This window comes from Shimia ponticola (assembly GCF_007995215.1).
In the GTDB taxonomy this organism is placed as follows: domain Bacteria; phylum Pseudomonadota; class Alphaproteobacteria; order Rhodobacterales; family Rhodobacteraceae; genus Shimia_B; species Shimia_B ponticola.
In genome coordinates, this window is sequence record NZ_VCDK01000002.1 from 1 (window position 1) to 21287 (window position 21287).

A 21287-nucleotide genomic window follows, 5' to 3' on the forward strand; every position below is an offset into this window, starting at 1 on the left:
CACTTGGCCCGTTACCAATTTGCGTGGTGCTTCAAATTTGGGATGAAGATGGTGGGCGACCCTGGAATCGAACCAGGCGTGCGTCTCCGCGAGGGAGTTACAGTCCCCTGCCACACCTTGCGGCCTGTCGCCCACCGGCACTGCTGTGGGCGCGCCCACGGCCAGCGTGGAGTGCGGAATAATCGGCACCTGCCAGACCGTCAATCAGAAAATCATCAGAAATGTTGGCCGCTGGCATTTTGCACCGGGACCGCGTAGGAGGCCCCCATGAAAAAACCAACCTGGGTCGTTGAAAAAGAGCGCGCACGTCGCGCTGCCGCACAGGAAACGGTGTGGCTCTTTGGGCTGCATGCGGTGCGTGATGCCTTGCTGAATCCGGCGCGTGAAAAGCTGCGTCTTATGGTGACCAAAAACGCGGCCGATCGTCTGTCTGATGCCATTCCGCCGTCAGGTATGACGCCCGAGGTCATTGATCCCCGCAAATTCAATCCGCCAATCGACAAAGGCAGCGTGCACCAAGGCGCGGCTATCGAGGTGAAGCCGTTGACGTGGGGCAGCGTCGCCGAGGTCTGTTATGCAGCCCCGGATGCAGCACCGCGTGTTGTGTTGCTCGACCGCGTGAGCGACCCGCATAACGTTGGCGCCATCCTGCGGTCTGCCGAAGTGTTCGGCGCAAAGGCTGTGATCGGGACCTTGCGCCACGCCGCGCCGGAAACGGGCGCGTTGGCCAAGACCGCCTCTGGAGCGCTTGAGAGGCAACCCTATCTGCGCGTCCGCAATCTGGCTCAGACGATGAACGAACTGCGCGAGATGGGCTACCTGCTGCTTGGGCTCGATGGAGAGGCTGAGGCTGACATCGCAACAGCCAACGACGTGACCCGCCCTGTGGCTCTTGTTATGGGGGCAGAAGGTCCGGGTCTGCGTGAATTGACCAAGGAAACCTGCGATACCCTGGTCAAAATCCCTTTTGCTGGCGCTTTCGGGTCGCTCAACGTCTCAAATGCGGCGGCGGTTGCCCTATATGCTACTCAGACACCCAAGGAGTAGCCGACACCTATGCCCGCGCGTAAAATAGCCACCTGTTGTTACTGCGGGACCCGCGCCGCCCTCGTTCTGGCGGGGGACAAGTCACATGAATTGGCTTGCTCAAGCTGTGGCGCGCCGTTGCATGACCTGAAAATGTTACCGAAATCGGCGCTTGAGGCACCGATGGAATTGGTCAAGCCATCCCGCGTGCGCAAAACGACCAAGCCGAAAGCCGGCTATAAAAACAGCCACAAGAAACCCAAAAAGCGTAAGAAAAAGAAAAGCTTGGGTGCAAAGCTTTTCTCAGAGGCGTTCGACATCATCGAAGATATCTTCGACTGACGCCAACCTTTCAAAGTTTCACACAGCCGCGAGCGGGGATGTTTTTGCAGACTGGCGTTGGCATGTTTTTGGCACAGGCGTTGTCGCCGACCCCGACGCTGCCTGACCTGACCAATGCCCTTTGAAAGGACCCGCCCATGTTGACCCGCCGTGCGTTTCTTGCCGCCTCTGCTGCTGCTCCCGTTGCTCTGACTGCGCTTCCAGCCCATGCCGCTGAGCCACCTGTCTATTCCGAGGATGGCGTCGCCATTAACGGATATGACCCCGTTGCCTATTTCACCGAAGGTAAGCCCGTCGAAGGCAGCGGCGATTTCACGGCCGTTCATGACGGGGCCACGTTCCGCTTTGCATCCGCTGAAAACCGCGATCTTTTTGCCGCCGATCCCGTGGCCTATGCGCCGCAATATGGTGGCTACTGCGCCTATGCGGTGTCACGTGGTTACACGGCCACAACCTCGCCGAACGCATGGACGGTCCACGACGGAAAGCTTTACCTGAACTTCAATCGGACCGTCCGCGCGCTTTGGAGCCGCGATATTCCCGGTAACATCGAAAAAGGTGATGCGAACTGGCCTGAGGTCCTGTCTGCCTAAGCGCGAGCTTTTGATCACGAAAAAGCGAGCATGTCTTCAAAGCTTGATCGTGATGCTTATGTCACATGTTGAGAGACGGGCCGGAACACCCGTCTCATACTTCACTGTCCCTCGTTCCGTACCTTGCGCCCGGCGATGTCCGGGCGCTTTTTTCTTGGAACATGGCGTGTTGACCTAAATCCACTGTGGCCTCGGTCTCAGCAAGATTGCGGTAAAAGGCCTGAAGCGTGTCTGACCCGGTTTCAGGCGTGGCGGCGGCATCGTACCGGCCGTTTTCCGGATCCCAAACAAGCATCGACTCAGTTGCATAGTAACGCCCCGTTCGGGCGAACTCAGCCTTCTCGGCAAGCTTTGGGAACAGGCGTCCTCCCGCGCTCAATACCGCGATGATGGTGTCCATAATGGCGACGGGCACATGTTTGTATTTGGGTGTCAGTCCCAGCGCGTCGAACAATTGTGCGCCCTGCTCAAGCGGTGTGATGGCAGGGCCGGGACCGCCGATTGGCAGCACGCTATTCTGTAGCGCCCCATCGGTGATGCATCGCGCTAGATAATCGCCCAGATCATCGTCGCTGATTGGTTTGCAAGCTGTGAGCGCCCCGTCGCCAAAAACAAGAAAAGGCTTGCCAGCGCGCAGTCGATCAACCTGACCGGACAGCGATTTGAAGAACGCCGTCGGGCGTACAATCGAATAGGTCAGTCCAGATGAGGCGAGGCTGTCTTCGAAGGCCAGCTTGGCTTTTTGGAAGGCAAGTTGGGGCTTTTGCACACAGATGGCCGAAAGCAGAACAAAGGTTTCGACGCCCATCTCCTTCGCGCAGGTCAGGATGCGCTGGTGCGCATCATGGTCGATGGCCCACGCGTCCTTTGGGCTGCCACTGCGCGACGCAAGACAGGAAAGAACCGCGTCAAATGGGTCCCCCGCAAAAGCGGAAGCGCACAAATCGTCCTCTGACAAACTGCCGACCCGGCGGTCAACGCCGTCCGGTAAATCGGCGTCTGCCCGTCTGACATAGCACGTGACCCGGTGGCCCGCCCGAAGCAGGCCGCGCACCGCCCCTTGTCCGGCTGTGCCGGTGCCGCCAAATACCAAAACGTGACGAGAAGGGGGTGTCATAACGAAGATCCGTGCGCGTGTTGCTATCAGCATCGCACAGTCTTCCTGACATCACCATGTCAATCTGGGGTGACGTTAACCTTGCCGCGCGGCCTTTTCCGCAACGCCTGAGAGGCCCTGACGCCGGGCGAGTTCCGCCAAAACGTCTTCGAGTGCCACATCGCGCGCAGCCAACATCACCAACAGATGATAAAGGACATCCGCGGCCTCTGACGTCAGAGCCGCCTTGTCGCCTTTGACCGCTTCGATGATGGCTTCCACGGCCTCCTCGCCAAATTTCTCGGCGCATTTCTCTGGCCCTTTGGAAAAGAGTTTTGCTGTCCAGGACGTGTCTGGATCGGCTGCCTTGCGGGCTTCGATGGTCGAAAAAAGGTCGTCTAGAACGCTCATGCCGCCAACCTCACCGGAAGTCCCGCCGCCGCCATATGCGCCTTGGCCTCGGCGATGGTGTAGTGGCCAAAGTGAAAGATCGATGCGGCCAATACGGCGGATGCTCCACCTTCGGTCACACCTTCGACCAGGTGATCCAGACTGCCGACGCCCCCAGACGCGATGACGGGTATGTTGACCGCGTCTGAAATCGCCCGCGTCAGTGGCAGGTTGTAGCCATCGCGTGTCCCGTCGCGGTCCATCGAGGTCAGAAGGATTTCTCCCGCTCCCTTGTCGGCCACTGTTCGTGCGAACTCCACGGCGTCGATCCCGGTGGGCTTGCGCCCGCCATGGGTAAAGATTTCCCAGCGGCCCGGTTCGACGGTTTTGGCATCAATGGCGCAAACAATGCATTGGCTTCCAAAGCGTGCCGCCGCCTCTGCGATGACATCTGGATTGGCCACGGCAGCGGAATTGAAGCTGACCTTATCCGCACCAGCCAAAAGAAGCGCGCGGACGTCTTCATGGGTGCGCACGCCGCCGCCAACGGTCAGCGGCATGTAGCAACTTTCAGCCGTTCGGGTGACCAGATCAAACATCGTGCCCCGGTTTTCGTGCGTGGCATGGATATCTAGAAAACAAAGCTCATCAGCCCCGGCTGCATCATAGGCCTTGGCGGCCTCGACCGGGTCGCCGGCGTCGATGAGGTCTACAAAGTTCACGCCCTTGACCACACGGCCATCGGCCACATCAAGGCAGGGAACGATCCGGGTTTTCAGCATGCTGGGTCCTTTGCACGTTTGCAGAAGTCCTACTGTGCCTCAGGCGGTTTGACCAGCGGCTGCCACCCGCGCCAATGCGTTGCGGGCAATTGCGACGTGAAACGGCATGATTGTTCTCAGATAAATGCGCCCGGCGGCGTTGTGCGGTCGTGCCCATGTGGCCAGATGCACAAGCCCGTCATCCGATACGACCGATACCCGGAAATCCAGATGCTTGTCATTGAATCCAGCCAGCACCTCAGTCTCGCTGTCTTTCTCAACCGGGAACACGCCAACCGCATCCTCAGTGCCATCCGGTAGGCTGTTTTTCAGCCCAAGGGGCGCGGTCAGCACGCGCCGCACAGCCACCAAGGCGCGTGCCCAGCCTGGGAAGGCCGCGATGATTTCCGCAGCCGGGCGTGCGGCCAGCGATGATTGAACGGCATAGCAATCCAGAAAATCGCCGGGACCGAAGCGGCGATGCAAGCTGCTAAGTGGGGGCAGGGGGCGAACAAACACGCGCGACATGCGACAACTCCGTAGTTGCCAAACATGTAAATCTAGCCTGACATATTGCAAATGCCGCAAACTGCCGCGTCAGGGTTTGAGCGCGTGCAATGCCTCTTGCAGATCCAGCGCACCGTCATAGAGCGCGCGGCCAGAGATTGCCCCTGAAATCACGCCAGTCTCTTGTAATGCCTGCAGATCTGCGAGCGATGAGACCCCGCCCGAGGCAATGATCGGAATGCTGACCGCGCGGGCAAGGTCGGCGGTGGCCGCGACGTTTGGCCCCTGCATGGCGCCATCGCGGTTGATATCGGTATAGATGATCGCCGCAACGCCTGCGTCTTCGAAGGACTTGGCAAGGTCGGTCACCAAGACATCGGTTTCCTCGGCCCAGCCTTTGGTGGCGACACGCCCATCACGTGCGTCAATGCCAACGGCGACCTTGCCGGGGAACGCTTTTGCTGCATCACGCACGAGGTTTGGTTTTTCGACGGCAACAGTCCCGAGGATCACACGCGCGATGCCCTTGCTCAGCCACATCTCGATTGTGCCCATGTCCCGGATGCCGCCGCCAAGCTGCGCGGGAACCGATGTCTCCGCCAAAATGGCCTCCACCGCGCCGCCATTGACGGGCTCGCCCGCGAAGGCCCCGTTCAGGTCCACGAGATGCAGCCATTCACACCCCGCATCCTGAAACGCCTTGGCCTGTGCTGCGGGGCTGTCGGAAAAAACGGTGGCCTTGTCCATGTCGCCGCGCAACAGCCGCACGGCTTGCCCGTCTTTCAGGTCTATGGCGGGGTACAGGATCATGGGGGCCTCCGGTCTGGTTTGGCGCGCCTATGCCACGCCAACCTCAGAAGTCCAAGGGGGGTGGCACTGCCGCAACCCCAAAGCGCACAGGACCGGGGACCCAACGTCAGACTTGCTTGACGTTAGGGCGGTTTGCCAAGCTACGCGCCATATCAGGGAGGAGACACTATGAAACACTGGATCGCAGCGGCGGCATTGGCCGTTTTGGGCACCGCCGCCAGCGCAGACGATGTGCTGGGGACTTGGAAAACCGAAGTTGACGCAGGCGCGTACGCGCACATTACCATGCAGCAATGTGGGACTAAAATTTGCGGGGTGATTTCAGCCGCCTTCGACAGCAGCGGACCAATTGCCTCTGAGAACGTAGGCAAAAATTTGGTATGGGACATGCAGCCCAGTGGATCCGGCAAATATCGGAACGGTAAAATCTGGCAGCCTTCAACCGACAAGGTATACAAATCCAAAATGGCCCTTAGCGGCAATACGTTGAAAGTATCTGGGTGCGTTGGACCGATCTGCAAAAAGCAAACTTGGTCGCGGGTGAACTAAGTCGCCCAAAGCGATAAAGCCAACGCATCGGGCGCGACTTCTGTGCGCGCCCGATGCCGACCGCCTCTAGGCAAGATCGTCTTTGCCTGCCACGCTGCGACCATGCAGCCACCCAGCCATTCCATCAATCCGACTGACTTTTGGGCCGATCCCTATCCGACAATGGCGCGGATGCGGCATGATATGCCTGTGGCGTGGGTGCCCGAGCTGAACGCTGTCCTTTTGACCCGCCGAGATGACATCTGGCGCGAGGAAAAGAGGATTGAGGTCCTGTCCTCTGAGCAACCGCACGGATTGATGACCCAATTGATGGGGCAGAACATGATGCGCAAGGATGGCGATGCGCATCTGTCTGAAAGGAAACAGATGTTTCCTTCAGTCTCTCCCCGTACGGTCCAAGACACATGGCTGCAGCAATTTCGCGCAACGACAGCGCAGGTGATTGCCGGGCTGAAGGACCGGGCCGAGTTCGATCTTGTCCGCGATTATGCGATGCCGGTCTCAGCCCATGCGCTTTGCGCCATGACGGGGTTGATCAACATGACGCCTGAGGAAATGGACCGGGTCAGTCAGGGCATGATCGACGGCTGTGCGAACTACGCAGGGGACCCGGCTGTGACTGCGCGTTGTCACGATTGCACGGCGTCGATTGATCGCCACATTTCTGCCCGCCTGCCAAAGCTGGTGTTTGCGCCAGATGCCTCGATCCTGTCTGTGCTCAGTCGCGCGGGACAATCCGATGCGCAAATCCGAGCCAATATCAAACTGGTCATTTCCGGTGGGCAGAACGAACCGCGCGACGCCATCGCCGGGGGCATCTGGGCCTTGCTCGCACATCCGCAGCAACACGACCTTATCCGACATGGCACAGCCACCTACCGCGATGCGTTCGAAGAATACGCCCGCTGGGTCAGCCCCATCGGCATGAGCCCCCGCGAAATAGCGCGGGATGCAGATGTGGCAGGGTATTCGATTGCGAAGGGGACGCGCGTGTTCTTGATGTTTGGCTCAGGCAACCGGGATGCAGATCATTTCTCCAACCCTGATGCCTTTGATCTGACCCAAGACCGAGCCGCTGCCGTATCCTTTGGCGCAGGCCCGCATTTTTGTGCGGGTTCCTGGGTATCTCGGGCGCTGATCGGTGATGTCGCACTACCGATGTTCTTTGATGCGTTTCCAAATGCGAAATTAATTGGCGATACGGCCTTTGGCGGTTGGGCGTTCCGGGGGCCGATCAGGTCGGACGTGCGCGTTTAGAACGGCACGTCTCCGCTATCGCCAGCCGCGACGACGAACTTGGCGACAACCTTTTTCGACCCCGCCTTGTCGAACTCGATATCCAGCTTGTCGCCTTCGATATCCATGATCTCGCCATAGCCGAACTTCTGGTGAAACACACGATCCCCGACCGTGTGTGCGCTGACGGCAGTCGCATTGATCACAAGGTTCGCGCCTTCGGACGGTTGGCTCATGCCGCGTTGTGAGGCACGTGCCTGCATCCGCTTCCAGCCAGGGGAATTATAGACGTCCGCCTTTGAGGCTTTCTCAAAGATATCAGACGCCGCCGCACCTTGCATGGCAGGCGAAGCCATGCCGGACATCCCCGCGGCACCATAACCGCCACCATAGAGGCCGGGCGGCGTCAGAACATCCACATGATCGGAAGGCAGTTCATCGATAAACCGCGACGGCATGGACGACTGCCACTGACCGTAGACGCGGCGGTTCGCGGCAAAGGAAATCGTACAGACCTCTTCCGCGCGGGTGATGCCCACATAGGCCAGCCTGCGCTCTTCCTCTAAGCCTTTGACACCGCTTTCATCCATGGATCGCTGCGAGGGGAACAAGCCATCTTCCCAACCGGGCAGGAACACCATTGGGAACTCCAGACCCTTAGCGGCGTGCAGCGTCATCAACGTGACCTTCTCGCCGCCATCATCCTGTTCATTGTCCATGACCAGCGACACGTGTTCGAGGAAGCCTTGCAGGTTTTCGAAATTCTCCAGCGCTTTGACCAGTTCTTTCAGGTTCTCAAGCCGCCCCGGCGCTTCTGGCGTTTTGTCGTTCTGCCAGTGGCCCGTGTAGCCGGACTCGTCCAGAATCATCTCGGCCAGTTCGACATGGTTATCGGCCTCTGACCGCACCTGCGCGTGCCAACGGTCCAGTCCCATCACCAACTCTTCCAGCGCCTTGGCGCCTTTTCCTTTGATCGCTTTGGCCGACACAGCCAGCTTTGCGCCTTCGACCAGTGACACACCATTCGTGCGCGCCATGACCTGAATGGTCTGCACGGCCTTGTCACCCAAGCCCCGCTTGGGCGTATTCACGATCCGCTCGAACGCCAGATCATCGTCCAGCGACACAGCCAGCCGGAAGTAAGCCATGGCATCGCGGATCTCCATCCGTTCATAGAAGCGCGGCCCACCAATCACGCGGTAGGGCAGGCCGATGGTCAGGAACCGATCCTCAAACGCGCGCATCTGGTGGGAGGCGCGCACGAGGATCGCCATTTCATCGGCCCCCATGGGCCGCACACCGCGCGTGCCGCGCTGTGCCGCTTCAATCTCTTCACCGACCCAGCGGGCCTCTTCCTCACCGTCCCAATGGCCGATGAGCCGAACCTTTTCGCCTTCTTCGACCTCCGTAAACAGCGTCTTGCCTAGCCGCCCTTGGTTGGCCTCGATCACGCCCGAGGCAGCGGCAAGGATATGAGGGGTGGAGCGATAGTTCTGCTCCAGCCGAACGACCTTGGCCCCTTCAAAATCCTTCTCAAACCGCAGGATGTTGCCCACCTCGGCCCCGCGCCAGCCATAGATCGACTGATCGTCATCGCCCACACAGCAGATGTTCTTATGCGCCTGAGCCAAGAGCCGCAGCCACATATACTGCGCGACGTTGGTATCCTGATATTCGTCCACCATGATGTAGCGGAACCAGCGTTGATACTGCTCCAACACATCCGGATGCGCCTGAAAGATCGTCACGCAATGCAGCAAGAGATCGCCAAAATCGCAGGCGTTCAGCTCCTTCAACCGTGTCTGATACTGCGCATAAAGCGGGATGCCCCGCTGGTTGAATGCCCCGGCCTCAGCCGCTGGCACACTATCGGGTGTCCACGCCCGGTTTTTCCAACCGTCGATGATGTGGCTCAGCATCCGGGGCGGCCAGCGTTTTTCGTCGATGTTTTCGGCTTGGATCAGCTGTTTCAGCAGCCTTATCTGATCGTCTGTGTCCAGAATGGTAAAGTTCGACTTCAACCCCACCAGTTCCGCATGACGCCGCAATATCTGCACGCTGATCGAATGGAACGTCCCCATCCAACGCATGCCCGCATCTTCACGCTGCAACAGGCCCGCAACGCGTTTCTTCATCTCGCGCGCGGCCTTGTTGGTAAAGGTCACGGCGAGGATCTCATTCGGGCGCGCCTTGCCGGTAAAAAGCAAATGCGCAATCCGCGTCGTCAGCGCTTTGGTCTTGCCCGTGCCCGCGCCCGCCAACATCAGGACCGGACCATCCAACTGCTCAACCGCCTCACGCTGCGCCGGGTTCAGCCCGTCCATATAGGGCGCAGGTCCCCCGGCCATCGCCATCTGCGACAGGCTCGGTCTCGCAGGTGTGCTTGCCGCCTCGAAGGCGTCCATTTCGTCAAAACTGCTCATGCGCAGGATACTAGCGCGGAGGCGTTAAGGTTTAAAGGTTTGTTCGCCGTCTGTTCGCGCGGGCTAAGCCAGTGCGCATCACAATGGTTTTGTTGGGCCGCCCTTTCGCCTGCTATGAAGATGCCAATGCTCGCCTAAACGGCATGGGAAGAACAGGAGGTTTGAAATGGTAGACGTGACCGGAAGCCGGGATTGCGGGAATTCTCCTAAGAATGCGTTTGCGCAGGCGGTTGGTGTTGCCATCGAAAGTGGCGAGTTCCTACACGATGCGTTCACGGCGGATATGATCTGGGAAAGTCCCAATGGCGAGGTCCATGGATCAGATGCGATAATAGCTGCTTTAGCGAAGGTCGAAAAACCTGACCTGATTGTTGTGGAACACGCGATCACCCACGGCAAGGTCGGCGCTACGTCAGGAGTTGCGACCTTGGCAAGTGGGCACAAGCGCCGTTTTAGCCATGTGATTGAGTTCGTTAACACCAAGGCAAACAAGATCGCTAGGGTGAAAACCTACGCCTGAGATGGAAGGTCTTTTGCTACGGTCATCGGAGAACTTGGCTTGTCCGCAAGTCAGATGCGCAGTCACCTGAATGGGACGGCAAGCCCCTGATCTTTCGTACTCTGTCGCATACATTGCTGCTTAAGAAATAATCTTTCCCAGCCTGCGACTGATAGCGCTACCGTTATCGTCCAAATACCCACTTCCCGAAGTTGATTGCGTCACAGAAACGTCATACGGAGTGCTGCAACTGCACAAAAATCGACCAAGACCGATAAGTCGGGGGACACTACATGGCCGAATTTACCAAGATCCTCGTTGCCAACCGGGGCGAGATCGCCATCCGCGTGATGCGCGCAGCCAACGAACTGGGCAAAAAGACGGTCGCCGTCTTTGCCGAGGAAGACAAGCTGGGCCTGCACCGGTTCAAGGCGGACGAAGCCTACCGCATTGGTGAGGGTCTGGGGCCGGTTGCGGCCTATTTGTCCATCGACGAAATCATCCGCGTGGCCAAAGCCTCTGGCGCGGATGCGATCCACCCGGGCTACGGCCTACTGTCCGAGAACCCAGAGTTTGTGGACGCGTGCGAGGCCAACGGCATCACCTTTATCGGCCCCAAGGCCGAAACCATGCGCGCGCTGGGCGATAAGGCGTCGGCCCGTCGCGTTGCGATTGCCGCCGATGTGCCCGTCATCCCGGCGACCGAGGTCCTTGGCGATGACATGGACGCGATCAAGAAAGAGGCGGCCGAAATTGGCTATCCTCTGATGCTCAAAGCCTCATGGGGCGGCGGTGGACGCGGGATGCGTCCGATCTTTGGCGAAGACGAGCTTGAGGAAAAGGTCCTTGAGGGTCGCCGAGAGGCCGAAGCCGCGTTCGGCAATGGTGAAGGCTATCTGGAAAAGATGATCCAGAAGGCCCGCCACGTTGAGGTGCAGATCCTTGGCGACAAGCACGGTCAGATTTACCACCTGTGGGAACGCGACTGCTCGGTTCAGCGCCGCAACCAAAAGGTCGTGGAACGCGCGCCTGCGCCGTACCTGAGCCCCGCACAGCGCGAGGAAATCTGCGCGCTAGGTCGCAAAATATGTGAGCACGTAAACTACGAGTGCGCGGGCACGGTCGAATTCCTGATGGATATGGCCACCGGCAAATTCTACTTCATCGAGGTCAACCCGCGCGTTCAGGTCGAACACACCGTGACAGAAGAAGTCACCGGCATCGACATCGTGCAGGCCCAGATCAAGATCGCCGAAGGCAAGTCATTGATGGAGGCCACAGGCACGCCTAGCCAATATGACGTCCAACTGTCCGGCCACGCGATCCAGTGCCGGGTCACGACCGAAGACCCATCAAACAACTTTATCCCCGACTACGGCCGCATCACCGCCTATCGGGGCGCGACCGGGATGGGCATTCGTCTGGATGGCGGCACGGCATACTCCGGCGCGGTAATCACGCGCTACTACGACTCGCTGCTGGAAAAGGTGACGGCCTGGGCGCCCACGCCAGAGGCCGCGATTGCGCGGATGGACCGGGCGCTGCGCGAATTCCGTATTCGCGGCGTGTCGACCAACATCGCCTTTGTCGAGAACCTGCTGAAACACCCGACTTTCCTGAACTACGAATACCACACGAAGTTCATTGATGAGACGCCCGAGCTGTTCCAGTTCAGCAAACGCCGCGACCGGGCGACAAAAATCCTGACCTATATCGCGGATATCACCGTGAATGGGCATCCAGAGACCGAAGGCCGTCCAAAGCCGCACGCCGATGTGAAGGACCCGCGCGCGCCAAAACCTTTGGCAGATCCGGCCCCCGGCACGCGGACATTGCTTGAGGAGAAGGGTCCGCAGGCTGTCGCCGATTGGATGAAAGAGCAAAAACAACTGCTCATCACCGACACGACGATGCGCGACGGACACCAGTCGTTGCTGGCTACGCGGATGAGGTCAATCGACATGATCCGTGTCGCGCCGACTTATGCCGCAAACCTGCCGCAACTCTTCAGCGTGGAATGCTGGGGTGGGGCGACGTTCGACGTGGCCTACCGGTTCCTGCAGGAATGCCCGTGGCAACGCCTGCGCGATCTGCGCGAGCGTATGCCAAACATCATGACCCAGATGCTGCTGCGCGGGGCCAACGGGGTGGGCTACACCAACTACCCCGACAACGTGGTGCAGTTCTTTGTCAAACGCGCGGCTGAAACCGGGATCGACGTGTTCCGTGTGTTCGACAGCCTTAACTGGGTCGAAAACATGCGTGTCGCGATGGACGCGGTTGTCGAAAACGGCAAGGTCTGCGAAGGCACAGTTTGCTATACCGGCGACATCCTCGACCCGAAGCGCGCCAAGTATGACGTCAAATATTACGTCAACATGGCCAAAGAACTGGAAGCCGCAGGCGCGCATATTCTGGGCCTCAAGGACATGGCGGGCCTGTTGAAACCAGCCGCCGCGCGCATTCTGATCAAGGCGCTGAAGGAAGAGGTCGGATTGCCGATCCACTTCCACACACACGATACCGCAGGTATCGCCTGCGCGACGATCCTCGCAGCCTCCGAGGCTGGCGTCGATGCCGTCGACGCGGCCATGGATAGCTTCTCGGGCAACACCTCACAGGCGACACTCGGCACCATTGTCGAAAGCCTCAAAGGCGATGACCGTGATCCGGGTCTAGATATCGGCGCAATCCGCGACATCTCGAACTACTTCGAAACGGTGCGCGGTCACTACGCGGCCTTTGAGTCCGGCCTGCAAGCCCCGGCATCCGAAGTCTATCTGCATGAGATGCCCGGTGGTCAGTTTACGAACCTTAAGGCGCAGGCGCGTTCGTTGGGGCTGGAGGAACGCTGGCACGAGGTCGCGCAGACCTATGCCGACGTGAACCAGATGTTCGGTGACATCGTAAAGGTGACCCCATCGTCCAAGGTGGTTGGCGACATGGCCCTGATGATGGTCTCGCAAGGCCTGACGCGCGCGGATGTCGAAGATCCCAACATGGATGTCGCATTCCCGGATTCGGTTATCGACATGATGCGTGGCAATCTGGGCCAACCTCCGGGCGGTTTCCCAAAGGCGATGATCCAGAAAGCACTAAAAGGCGAGAAGCCAAACCTCGACCGGGCAGGGGCCTCTATGGAGCCTGTCGATCTTGAGGCCACGCGCGCAGAACTGTCGGCCCAGTTTGATGGCGGCGAGGTCGATGATGAGGACCTGAACGGTTACCTGATGTACCCCAAGGTCTATACGGATTACCGTACACGGCATGATACTTACGGACCGGTGCGGACGCTGCCGACCAAAACGTTCTTTTACGGGATGCAGCCGGGCGACGAAATCACCGCCGAAATCGACCCCGGCAAAACCTTGGAGATCCGTCTTCAAGCCATGGGCGAAACCACCGACGAAGGGGACGTGCGTGTCTTCTTTGAACTGAACGGCCAGCCGCGTGTCATCCGCGTGCCGAACCGCGCGATCAAGGCAACACAGGTCTCGCGCCCGAAAGCGGACGTGGCAAACCCCAACCATGTCGGCGCACCAATGCCGGGCGTTGTGGCGACGGTCGCGGTCAAGGCAGGCCAAGAGGTCAAAGAGGGCGATCTGCTTCTGACGATCGAAGCGATGAAGATGGAAACTGGTATCCACGCGGATCGCGACGGCGTTGTGACGGCAGTGCACGTAACACCAGCGGCCCAAATCGATGCCAAGGACCTTTTGGTCGAATTCGACTAACGCAAGTCCAATTCAAGATACTCAACGCTCATCCAACCCGTCTGTGGCGGGTTGGATGGTTCGTTAACGCGGGCCCATCCATCATCGACCCGCGTGACGATCAATCTGTTCCCTCTAAAGAACTGATCAATCCGCGCACCTGTCAGGTCAGGGTCCCTGCGCATATTGACGAAGTTCCCAGTGACGGTTGCCCAACCATCTGTCGACGGATCCAGCGCATCTTCAGTGTGCAGGACAACCAATCGCGATTGCGGCATATCCCAAACGATCTCGGGCCACCCATCGAATGATGCGACCGCTGTTTCCGGATGCGCCGGTAGCGGCGGTACGGGCATCGCTTGCGCCGCTTTGACGGGGGCTGCTTGCGTGTCGGCTATGGGCGCGACTTCTAGGGCGCTGACCCCGGCAACAGACGGTTCGGCGGCACCCGCCGTTGTGGCCCAAACCTGCGTGGCAATAGATGGCACTTCCGTTGTCGGTGCTTCATACCCAAGGAATTGATCGGGCATATCGGGATAGCTTGCGACCTCGATCGCCTCCGGCAGCGGTCGCGCGGCAACACGCGCGTCGGCTTCCAGCGCCGCTGGTATTGGTTTTGCATCCAGTCTGGCGATTTGCTGTTCAAAAGCTAACGCTGGGACTTCAATGACTGGGATCACTGCAGACATGATCTGTGGGTGGCGGTCGAAATCGGTACTATCTTGTGGGTTTGGCAAATCGGGATTGGGCGGCGTGTGCGTGACCAGCGCCGCAAAGGTAAGCCCGATAAAGAGGACCGGCCCAAAACCGGCGGCTGATTGCGCTTCCATCTCGTTCGCTCTTTGCCAACGATTGCAGAGGGCATCAACCATGCAAACGCGGCCAAGTTGCGGTGGGGAATGTGGATAGGATGGCGCCCGGGCAAGGGGCCTGAACACAGCGCGTGACCGTGAGTGGAGGCATCGGTTCCGTGTCCCCTTGGCACCGATGTCGTCGCGCAGAGGCCGCAGCCTGCCCGGGCAAATTCGGTATGACGGGCCGGTCAGCCGCAAAAATGGGGAATCCGAGCCGGTTTTCCCCGGTCGCCACGTCATTTCGGGGAAAGGTCAGGAAAACCCGACCAAATGAACCCGGTCACATCATGCGCGCAGGCCGTGTGCAATGGTGCGTTCAAGTCGGCGGTTTTGAAACTTTTGATCCTGCCTGTCACGTCGCCGATCTGTCAGACAAAGAAGGTCGAGGAAATTCTCAAAAACCTGAAAATACCCTCTTGCAGCCCGCTGCCACTCACAGTATCTCCCGCCTCACCCAATGGATGCGGGCGTAGCTCAGGGGTAGAGCATAACCTTGCCAAGGTTAGGGTCGTGAGTTCGAATCTCATCGCCCGCTCCAAACAAACCAAGCTTGGTTTGACGGGTATTTCACAAACATGGTGGCACGTGGTGGACCGGCTTTTGGCCGGGCTTTGCTTGCAATCTTGGCCTTCTCGAAGTCAGATCAGGTTGCAGTCGTCCAGGGAGGTCGCGCCATGAACATGTTGCCAGGACGGCGGTCGCATCTGACCGAGACGGTTCAATCGGGCCTGCCAACATGGACAGAGCGCTCTGGCGAAGCCTTGATCCTTGATGCAGAACTGCATTCCTGCGACCGGTTTTATTACCGCGCCTTTGGCGACTGCGACGTGCCGGTTAACCTTTACAGCGTCGATGGCCAGCGTCTGGTCGAGACGCTGACGCAGGATGGTCAGACAGCCTTTCCAGAGCGTTTTGAGGCGTGGCCATCAGAGGCCAATGGCCCGCTTTTCCTGACGGAGGGCGGCGAACTCTTCTTTCTCTATGGCAAGCTGGATCAGTGGCCATCGGCCCCGTCGGCAGTTGCTTGGGTCTGCGTCCATATTTCTCCTGCTTGGTTCAAAGAGCAAACCGATACGGCGCTCACCACCAGCGAATTCGTGCTATTGTCACATCTGCTTGCCGGTCATGACCTGCGTGCTGCAGCGCAAATGATCGGGGCAAGCTACGACACCAAACGCAAGCAGCTTCAGCAGATCACCGAAAAACTGGGCGTCAGCACCCAAGCCGCGCTTTTGCGAGAGGTATCGCTTCAGATTTCGGCAAGCGTGCTGGAAGATATCCTTAAGCCCGAGGTTCGAAACCCAGAGGTCTCACTGGCGCAGGAACTCTATGGCCGGGATATCGTGATACACTCGATCACCGTTGGCGATGCCCGAGAAGTTCCGATTTGGGAGTTCGGCGCGCGACGTGGGCAGCCTGTCTTGTACTTTCACAGCATGCTCGCGCCCATGGTGTTCAAACCCGACATGGTCGACGCGCTGAAACAGAGAAATCTTCGCATGCTGATGATGCCGAGGCATTTCTTTGCGGCACGTAACCGAGAGGGATCGCCGCAAATGCAGGTTTTGTCTGCTTTGTCGGACGTGGTCGATTACCTGTGTGGCGAGCCGGTGGTGTGTATCGGCGAAAGTGCTGGGTGTGCTTGGGCCACGCATTTTGCCCGGTTCTTTCCGGAACGGGTCAGTGAGGTTGTCTTGGTGGCGACGCCGCAGGCGGCACAGCCAGAGGCGATGCTTCGGAAAACGCCCCGCACGGCAACTGTTTTTGCAGAGGTATCCTCTCGGATTCGCAATGATGCCCGTGTCGTGGCCGGGTTGACGCGCATCTACAACTCTATTGCACGTGTCCCAAGCCTTGCCCGGCGCTCGCTTGACTTCATGCTGCGCCAAGCCCCGTCTGACCAAGAGACGATTGAGCAGGCTTTTGAGAGCCTGAGGCTGGCGGACTGGCTGCGCCTGATTGCAAATGACGCCGCCCGCGCATCGATAGATGAGGTCGCGCATCTGCAATCGGATTGGGTGAGGGATGTCTTTGAAATGGACTGTCCGGCCCGGTTCATCCATGGCGGGCAGGACACGCTATGCCCGATAGAGGACGCCGCAGCCATGGCAGCGGCGGTGCCCGGTGCGTCTTTCCGCCGGTTTGATGGCTGCGGCCACCTCGTACTGGGACAGGAATTTGACGCAATCCTTGACGAGGTTTTTCCCGCCGCCGCCTAGGACGTTGCAGCGAGTGAATTAGGACTGGGCTGACGAGTTGTGGCTGCGCGGTTGGCTATCGTCGGTGTCCAGCAACATCCGTTGCGCGTCACCTTCCAGATCGTCGTATTGATCCGCCCGCAGCGTCCAGAGAAACCCGACCAATGCCAGCATTCCGAGGATCAGAGAGCAAGGCACCAGTATCAGCAGAACATTCATGAATTGACCTTTCGTTTCGGGCCACGAAGGGCGTTCAGCGTCACGACAATAGAGCTTGTCGACATGGCAAGAGCCGCAAGGAATGGGGTCGCAAGCCCCGCCACCGCAATCGGTATCGAGATCATGTTATAGGTCGCGGCCGCGCCAAAGTTTTCCAGAATGCGGCGGCGTGCAGATTTAGCCTGACGCAGGGCATGCGGCACCATCGACAGATCCCCCCCAAGCAACACAAGGTCAGCAGCGTTTTGGCTTGCTTCAAGCGCGGATCCCGGGGCCATCGAGGCCCATGCCTCGCTCAGGGCCAAGGTGTCGTTCAAACCATCGCCGATCATCACGACCTTCGCCCCGGAAGCCTGCAGCGACTTGATATGGTCCAGCTTCGCCTCTGGGGTCATCGCCGCGTGGACGCTTTCGACACCCATCTGACGCGCAAAGGCGGCTGCGCGGGCAGGGGTGTCACCCGACAGGATTTCCACGCGATAACCCTCGGATTCCAGATCCGCGATGGCATCGGCAGCGCTCGGCAGTGCGACTTCCTGACGTTCAAGCGCGGTGATACGCCCGCCCATCTGGAACGAGGTGCCGTGACCCTGACCAATCCAATCCGCTGCGCCGAGGCGAACGACCTCATCCTTGAACGTGGCTTCGATCCCGCGCCCGGTGATTTCCTGGATATCCTGCAAGGATGCGGCATCCACGCCGTCCATGCTTGCAGCCAACCCCCTGCTGAGCGGGTGCTGAGAGGCCTGCGCCAGCGCCTTTAGAACGCGCAGCTCGTCGGTCGTCAAATCAGGCACTCGCAGGGCGGCGGTCGACAATGTGCCGGTTTTATCGAACACGACTGTGTCAACCTGCGCCATCCGTTCGAGGGCGGTTTCCGATTTGACCAAGGCACCTGCTCGGAACAGGCGCCCGGTGCTGACCGTTGCCACCGCTGGCACAGCCAGCCCAAGCGCACAGGGGCAGGTGATGATCAAGGTCGAGACTGCCACCATGAGAGCGTGATGGGCATTGCCGTCCACAAAGTACCAGCCAAGACCGGCAATCAGTGCGAGACCATGAACAACCGGGGTATAGAACTGGGACGCGCGGTCCGCGAGGCTGGTGTAAACGCTCTTCGAGGCTTCGGCCTTTTCGGCCAATTCGACCATGCGGCGCAGTGTCGATCCCGCGGCGGCAACCGTCGCGGTCGCTTCGACAGGGCCGGAGAGGGTCACGTCACCTGCGATCAATGCGCCGCCCGAATGCACGACAATTGGGTCGCTTTCTCCGGTTAACGCGCTGCGGTCGACTTCGACCGAGACGTCGTTCAGGACGGCATCGACAGGAACCCGGCTGCCAGAGGCGAGCCACAGGCAATCGTCGCGCACGATGTCATCAATCGGACGACTGACCGGTGCGCGATCCTGCAGGACCATGACACGACGCGGTTCCAGCGCGGCCAGGTCGGCTGCCGCCGAACGCGCCGTCTGACGCATACGTTGCTCAAGGTAGCGGCCCGACAAGAGGAAGAAGGTCAAGGACAGGGCGGCATCAAAATATGCTTCTTCGCCGCCAACCATGGTCTCGTGAAGCGACATTCCGCAGGCAAGGATGATCGCGACGGAAATCGGGACATCCATGTTGGCGCGTCCAGACCGCAGAGCGCTCCAAGCGCTGGCAAAAAATGGCTCGGCACAGAAAATCGCAGCGGGCAGTGCTATGAGGGCCGATACCCAATGGAACAGATCGCGCGTGCTTTCCGATGCACCGGACCAGACGGCCACTGAAAGCAGCATGACGTTCATCATCGCAAAGCCAGCGATCCCGATCCGCAGAAGCAGTCCGTTCGGCCCTGTCTGTGCTGGGGCATCCCGCGCTTCGTGCGCTTCAAACCCCGCTGCGCTGAGCGCTTGAATCCAGGGCGTTGGGTCTTGACCATGCTCGGCGGTGATCGCCACCTGCCTGCGGCTCAGGTTGACGCGAGCATGTGCGATGTCGGGCTGTTCATTGAGGACTTTTTCCACCGTGGACACGCAACCCATGCAATGGATCGTCGGCAGCACGAGCGCGTGGGTGGGTGAGGTGGTGGCGTGTCCCACGCGCTCGGCAGCCGCGACACCAGCCGCGCATCCCGGGCATGGTGAGAGCCCGGTCATGACCGCACCCAGAGCGAGATGCGGCGCTGGAACTGCGTCCCGTCTTCTGCGCGTGCAACCAGTCGCAAATTCCAGTTGCCATCGCGCAGGGGCGCTATCGAAGCCGTGAAACTGTCGTCACTCTGAACAAATTCGAGGTTCTGGTCCTCGGCAACGGTAGTTGCACGACCCAACGTGGCTAACTCAATCACAGGCATGACTGGTCCGTCGATACCCTGAAAATGCAAAACAAGCTTTGCTTCTTTGATGGTGACGCTGACATCCCAACCAAGGGCCTCCTGCGCGCGGCGGTTGGCATCGAAAGACTGGCTCGCCACGTATGAGTTCTTGACCTCCAAGCCGGGGAACGTGCGCACCGCTTGCGTCGCCAATGTCAGATTCACGCTGATTATGATGGCGAAGGCGGTGCAGAAGATGGCGGCAACATGAATGCCGCGCAGTTCAAAGTCCTTGGTCATTGATCTCTCCCGTTGAAGATTGTGTCAGCGCTTTCGCGGGCTTCGCCGGCAACGTCTTCGACCCAGAACCGGAAGTCAGTGACTTCTTGGGTCGCAGCAGGGTCCTGTGGACGGGCGGTGACATAGACCCGCGCGTTCAGGGTTTCATTTGCCGGAACTGTAACGTGGTTCTCATTCGGACCGTCGGTTTCGACGTTGATCCGCAGGATGTCCTCGGATGTCAGCATGATCCGGAATGTGCGGTCGTCGCCGGTCAGATTTCGGATGCGCAGCGCATAGGAATTGCGGATCGACCCGTCAGACAGCGTCACGAATTGCGGATTACGGACGGGTTCGACCGACAGGCCAATGTCCGAGCGGACAAAGAGCGCCCAGATCAGGCCCACGCCGATCAAAGCCCAAAGAGCTGTGTAGATCATGGTGCGCAGGCGGAAGATATGCTGCCAAACAGGGCGCGGCGGTTGCCCGGCGCGTTCCAGTGGCTCATCCGACAGGGCAAGGTAGTCGATCAGACCGCGCTCTTTCCCGATCTTGGACATGATGTCGTCGCAGGCGTCGATGCAAAGCGCGCAGGTGATACACTCCATCTGCTGGCCATCGCGGATGTCGATCCCGGTGGGGCAGACGTTCACGCAGGCCATGCAATCAATGCAGTCGCCAAGGTTTTCTGCGCCTTCCGCCTTGCGGTGCTTGCCGCGCGGCTCGCCGCGCCAGTCACGATAGGCGACAGTCAGGGTGCCTTCGTCCATCATCGCGCCTTGAATGCGCGGCCACGGGCACATGTAGATGCACACCTGTTCCCGCATGAACCCGCCAAAGACAAAGGTGGTCGCGGTCAAAACGGCGATTGTCGTGTAAGCAATGGGGGCCGCGCTAAAGGTCGCAAGGTCCATGAGCAGCGTCGGCGCATCGGCAAAGTAGAATACCCACGCCCCGCCGGTTGCCACGGAAATGATCAGCCAGACGATCCACTTGGTCATCCGCAGGCGGAACTTGCGCAGGCTCCAATCGGCATTCCACAGACGGACACGGGCGTTGCGGTCCCCCTCGATCCAGCGTTCCACAAGGATGAAGAGGTCGGTCCAGACTGTCTGTGGGCATGTATAGCCGCACCAGACGCGGCCAAGCGCTGAGGTGAAAAGGAACAGGCCGAGGCCCGCCATGATCAAAAGTCCGGCGACGAAATAGAATTCATGCGGCCAGATTTCGATCCAGAAGAAATAGAACCGTCGACCAGCCATGTCGATCAGCACGGCCTGATCCGGCAGGTTCGGGCCACGGTCCCAGCGGATCCAGGGAGTGAGATAGTAGATCGCAAGGGTCAGCCCCATGATCCACCATTTCAGAGTGCGGAATTTACCGCTGACCCGTTTGGGAAAGATAGGTTCCCGCGCGGCGTAGAGACTTGGGGGGAGAGAGGAATCACTCATGTCTAATTGTCCTGTTCGCAAGTCTGTTTTGGACGAGCCGGGGCC

The 21287-nt window shown here is 59.4% G+C and carries 19 protein-coding genes and 2 tRNA genes; 9 read left to right on the top strand and 12 right to left on the bottom strand.

The window, feature by feature from the left end:
• Positions 1-49: 49 nt before the first annotated feature.
• Positions 50-133, bottom strand: a tRNA-Tyr gene (locus FE702_RS01310).
• 134 nt (positions 134-267) lie between these two features.
• Between FE702_RS01310 and rlmB the strand changes: the two genes are divergently transcribed.
• The 3 genes from rlmB to FE702_RS01325 all read left to right on the top strand — a co-directional run bounded on the left by rlmB (position 268) and on the right by FE702_RS01325 (position 1961).
• Positions 268-1047, top strand: a complete 780-nt coding sequence (gene rlmB, locus FE702_RS01315) for a 23S rRNA (guanosine(2251)-2'-O)-methyltransferase RlmB (RefSeq protein WP_147124418.1) — start codon at positions 268-270, stop codon at positions 1045-1047.
• Positions 1048-1056: 9 nt separating this feature from the next.
• Positions 1057-1368: a hypothetical protein gene (locus FE702_RS18990; RefSeq protein ID WP_147124419.1), complete on the top strand. Its 312-nt coding sequence runs from the start codon at positions 1057-1059 to the stop codon at positions 1366-1368.
• 137 nt (positions 1369-1505) lie between these two features.
• Positions 1506-1961: a YHS domain-containing (seleno)protein gene (locus FE702_RS01325; RefSeq protein ID WP_147124420.1), complete on the top strand. Its 456-nt coding sequence runs from the start codon at positions 1506-1508 to the stop codon at positions 1959-1961.
• A 94-nt stretch (positions 1962-2055) separates the two neighbouring features.
• Here the strand turns inward: FE702_RS01325 and FE702_RS01330 are convergent, their stop codons facing one another.
• The 5 genes from FE702_RS01330 to hisA form a co-directional block, all read right to left on the bottom strand.
• Positions 2056-3078, bottom strand: a complete 1023-nt coding sequence (locus FE702_RS01330; RefSeq protein WP_255449546.1) for an NAD(P)H-binding protein — start codon at positions 3076-3078, stop codon at positions 2056-2058.
• A gap of 75 nt (positions 3079-3153) precedes the next feature.
• Complete coding sequence (locus FE702_RS01335) at positions 3154-3468, bottom strand: phosphoribosyl-ATP diphosphatase (protein WP_147124422.1); 315 nt, start codon at positions 3466-3468, stop codon at positions 3154-3156.
• The gene (gene hisF, locus FE702_RS01340; protein WP_147124423.1) at positions 3465-4229 is read right to left on the bottom strand and encodes an imidazole glycerol phosphate synthase subunit HisF; all 765 of its coding nucleotides are present in this window, start codon (positions 4227-4229) and stop codon (positions 3465-3467) included. Before hisF ends, FE702_RS01335 begins: the two co-directional genes overlap by 4 nt.
• A gap of 39 nt (positions 4230-4268) precedes the next feature.
• A complete protein-coding gene (locus tag FE702_RS01345) occupies positions 4269-4736 on the bottom strand; it encodes a DUF2867 domain-containing protein (RefSeq protein ID WP_147124424.1) in 468 nt (155 codons plus the stop codon).
• A 69-nt stretch (positions 4737-4805) separates the two neighbouring features.
• On the bottom strand, positions 4806-5525 hold the full coding sequence (gene hisA / locus FE702_RS01350) for a 1-(5-phosphoribosyl)-5-[(5-phosphoribosylamino)methylideneamino]imidazole-4-carboxamide isomerase (RefSeq protein ID WP_147124425.1): 720 nt from the start codon (positions 5523-5525) through the stop codon (positions 4806-4808).
• A gap of 168 nt (positions 5526-5693) precedes the next feature.
• On the opposite strand from hisA, the gene FE702_RS01355 reads away from it, so the two are divergent.
• Both FE702_RS01355 and FE702_RS01360 read left to right on the top strand, forming a co-directional pair.
• Positions 5694-6074, top strand: a complete 381-nt coding sequence (locus tag FE702_RS01355; protein ID WP_147124426.1) for a DUF2147 domain-containing protein — start codon at positions 5694-5696, stop codon at positions 6072-6074.
• A gap of 102 nt (positions 6075-6176) precedes the next feature.
• Positions 6177-7331 (top strand): cytochrome P450, encoded by a 1155-nt coding sequence (locus FE702_RS01360; protein ID WP_147124427.1) that lies wholly within the window; start codon positions 6177-6179, stop codon positions 7329-7331.
• Here the strand turns inward: FE702_RS01360 and FE702_RS01365 are convergent.
• On the bottom strand, positions 7328-9733 hold the full coding sequence (locus FE702_RS01365) for an ATP-dependent helicase (protein WP_147124428.1): 2406 nt from the start codon (positions 9731-9733) through the stop codon (positions 7328-7330). The two genes, FE702_RS01360 and FE702_RS01365, sit on opposite strands and share 4 nt — an antisense overlap.
• Before the next feature lie 166 nt (positions 9734-9899).
• On the opposite strand from FE702_RS01365, the gene FE702_RS01370 reads away from it, so the two are divergent.
• Entirely contained in the window at positions 9900-10253 is a 354-nt protein-coding gene (locus FE702_RS01370) for a nuclear transport factor 2 family protein (protein ID WP_147124429.1), read from the top strand.
• Between the two features lie 272 nt (positions 10254-10525).
• Positions 10526-13966 carry a pyruvate carboxylase gene (locus tag FE702_RS01375; protein ID WP_147124430.1) on the top strand — a complete coding sequence of 1147 codons (3441 nt, stop codon included), beginning with the start codon at positions 10526-10528 and terminating at the stop codon, positions 13964-13966.
• Here the strand turns inward: FE702_RS01375 and FE702_RS01380 are convergent.
• Positions 13963-14775, bottom strand: a complete 813-nt coding sequence (locus FE702_RS01380) for an SH3 domain-containing protein (RefSeq protein WP_147124431.1) — start codon at positions 14773-14775, stop codon at positions 13963-13965. The two genes, FE702_RS01375 and FE702_RS01380, sit on opposite strands and share 4 nt — an antisense overlap.
• Positions 14776-15262: 487 nt before the next feature.
• Here FE702_RS01380 and FE702_RS01385 point away from each other — a divergent pair.
• Positions 15263-15337: transfer RNA gene (locus FE702_RS01385), tRNA-Gly, on the top strand.
• Between the two features lie 136 nt (positions 15338-15473).
• A complete protein-coding gene (locus FE702_RS01390) occupies positions 15474-17018 on the top strand; it encodes a bifunctional helix-turn-helix transcriptional regulator/alpha/beta hydrolase (RefSeq protein WP_186826952.1) in 1545 nt (514 codons plus the stop codon).
• 18 nt (positions 17019-17036) lie between these two features.
• Here FE702_RS01390 and ccoS read toward each other — a convergent pair whose 3' ends face one another.
• From ccoS to ccoG, 4 genes are read right to left on the bottom strand one after another with little or no spacing between them, the layout of a single operon-like run.
• On the bottom strand, positions 17037-17216 hold the full coding sequence (gene ccoS, locus FE702_RS01395) for a cbb3-type cytochrome oxidase assembly protein CcoS (RefSeq protein WP_147124433.1): 180 nt from the start codon (positions 17214-17216) through the stop codon (positions 17037-17039).
• The gene (locus tag FE702_RS01400; protein ID WP_147124434.1) at positions 17213-19354 is read right to left on the bottom strand and encodes a heavy metal translocating P-type ATPase; all 2142 of its coding nucleotides are present in this window, start codon (positions 19352-19354) and stop codon (positions 17213-17215) included. Before FE702_RS01400 ends, ccoS begins: the two co-directional genes overlap by 4 nt.
• A complete protein-coding gene (locus FE702_RS01405) occupies positions 19351-19812 on the bottom strand; it encodes a FixH family protein (protein WP_147124435.1) in 462 nt (153 codons plus the stop codon). The genes FE702_RS01400 and FE702_RS01405 overlap by 4 nt, the downstream gene beginning before the upstream one ends.
• The gene (gene ccoG, locus FE702_RS01410; RefSeq protein WP_147124436.1) at positions 19809-21242 is read right to left on the bottom strand and encodes a cytochrome c oxidase accessory protein CcoG; all 1434 of its coding nucleotides are present in this window, start codon (positions 21240-21242) and stop codon (positions 19809-19811) included. The genes FE702_RS01405 and ccoG overlap by 4 nt, the downstream gene beginning before the upstream one ends.
• Positions 21243-21287 lie beyond the last annotated feature (45 nt).

What these genes read in the sequence shown, in the direction of transcription:
- rlmB (WP_147124418.1), top strand. Translation starts at nt 268, where the DNA reads ATGAAAAAACCAACCTGGGTCGTTGAAAAAGAGCGCGCACGTCGCGCT.
- FE702_RS18990 (WP_147124419.1), top strand. Translation starts at nt 1,057, where the DNA reads ATGCCCGCGCGTAAAATAGCCACCTGTTGTTACTGCGGGACCCGCGCC.
- FE702_RS01325 (WP_147124420.1), top strand. Translation starts at nt 1,506, where the DNA reads ATGTTGACCCGCCGTGCGTTTCTTGCCGCCTCTGCTGCTGCTCCCGTT.
- FE702_RS01330 (WP_255449546.1), bottom strand. Translation starts at nt 3,078, where the DNA reads ATGACACCCCCTTCTCGTCACGTTTTGGTATTTGGCGGCACCGGCACA.
- FE702_RS01335 (WP_147124422.1), bottom strand. Translation starts at nt 3,468, where the DNA reads ATGAGCGTTCTAGACGACCTTTTTTCGACCATCGAAGCCCGCAAGGCA.
- hisF (WP_147124423.1), bottom strand. Translation starts at nt 4,229, where the DNA reads ATGCTGAAAACCCGGATCGTTCCCTGCCTTGATGTGGCCGATGGCCGT.
- FE702_RS01345 (WP_147124424.1), bottom strand. Translation starts at nt 4,736, where the DNA reads ATGTCGCGCGTGTTTGTTCGCCCCCTGCCCCCACTTAGCAGCTTGCAT.
- hisA (WP_147124425.1), bottom strand. Translation starts at nt 5,525, where the DNA reads ATGATCCTGTACCCCGCCATAGACCTGAAAGACGGGCAAGCCGTGCGG.
- FE702_RS01355 (WP_147124426.1), top strand. Translation starts at nt 5,694, where the DNA reads ATGAAACACTGGATCGCAGCGGCGGCATTGGCCGTTTTGGGCACCGCC.
- FE702_RS01360 (WP_147124427.1), top strand. Translation starts at nt 6,177, where the DNA reads ATGCAGCCACCCAGCCATTCCATCAATCCGACTGACTTTTGGGCCGAT.
- FE702_RS01365 (WP_147124428.1), bottom strand. Translation starts at nt 9,733, where the DNA reads ATGAGCAGTTTTGACGAAATGGACGCCTTCGAGGCGGCAAGCACACCT.
- FE702_RS01370 (WP_147124429.1), top strand. Translation starts at nt 9,900, where the DNA reads ATGGTAGACGTGACCGGAAGCCGGGATTGCGGGAATTCTCCTAAGAAT.
- FE702_RS01375 (WP_147124430.1), top strand. Translation starts at nt 10,526, where the DNA reads ATGGCCGAATTTACCAAGATCCTCGTTGCCAACCGGGGCGAGATCGCC.
- FE702_RS01380 (WP_147124431.1), bottom strand. Translation starts at nt 14,775, where the DNA reads ATGGAAGCGCAATCAGCCGCCGGTTTTGGGCCGGTCCTCTTTATCGGG.
- FE702_RS01390 (WP_186826952.1), top strand. Translation starts at nt 15,474, where the DNA reads ATGAACATGTTGCCAGGACGGCGGTCGCATCTGACCGAGACGGTTCAA.
- ccoS (WP_147124433.1), bottom strand. Translation starts at nt 17,216, where the DNA reads ATGAATGTTCTGCTGATACTGGTGCCTTGCTCTCTGATCCTCGGAATG.
- FE702_RS01400 (WP_147124434.1), bottom strand. Translation starts at nt 19,354, where the DNA reads ATGACCGGGCTCTCACCATGCCCGGGATGCGCGGCTGGTGTCGCGGCT.
- FE702_RS01405 (WP_147124435.1), bottom strand. Translation starts at nt 19,812, where the DNA reads ATGACCAAGGACTTTGAACTGCGCGGCATTCATGTTGCCGCCATCTTC.
- ccoG (WP_147124436.1), bottom strand. Translation starts at nt 21,242, where the DNA reads ATGAGTGATTCCTCTCTCCCCCCAAGTCTCTACGCCGCGCGGGAACCT.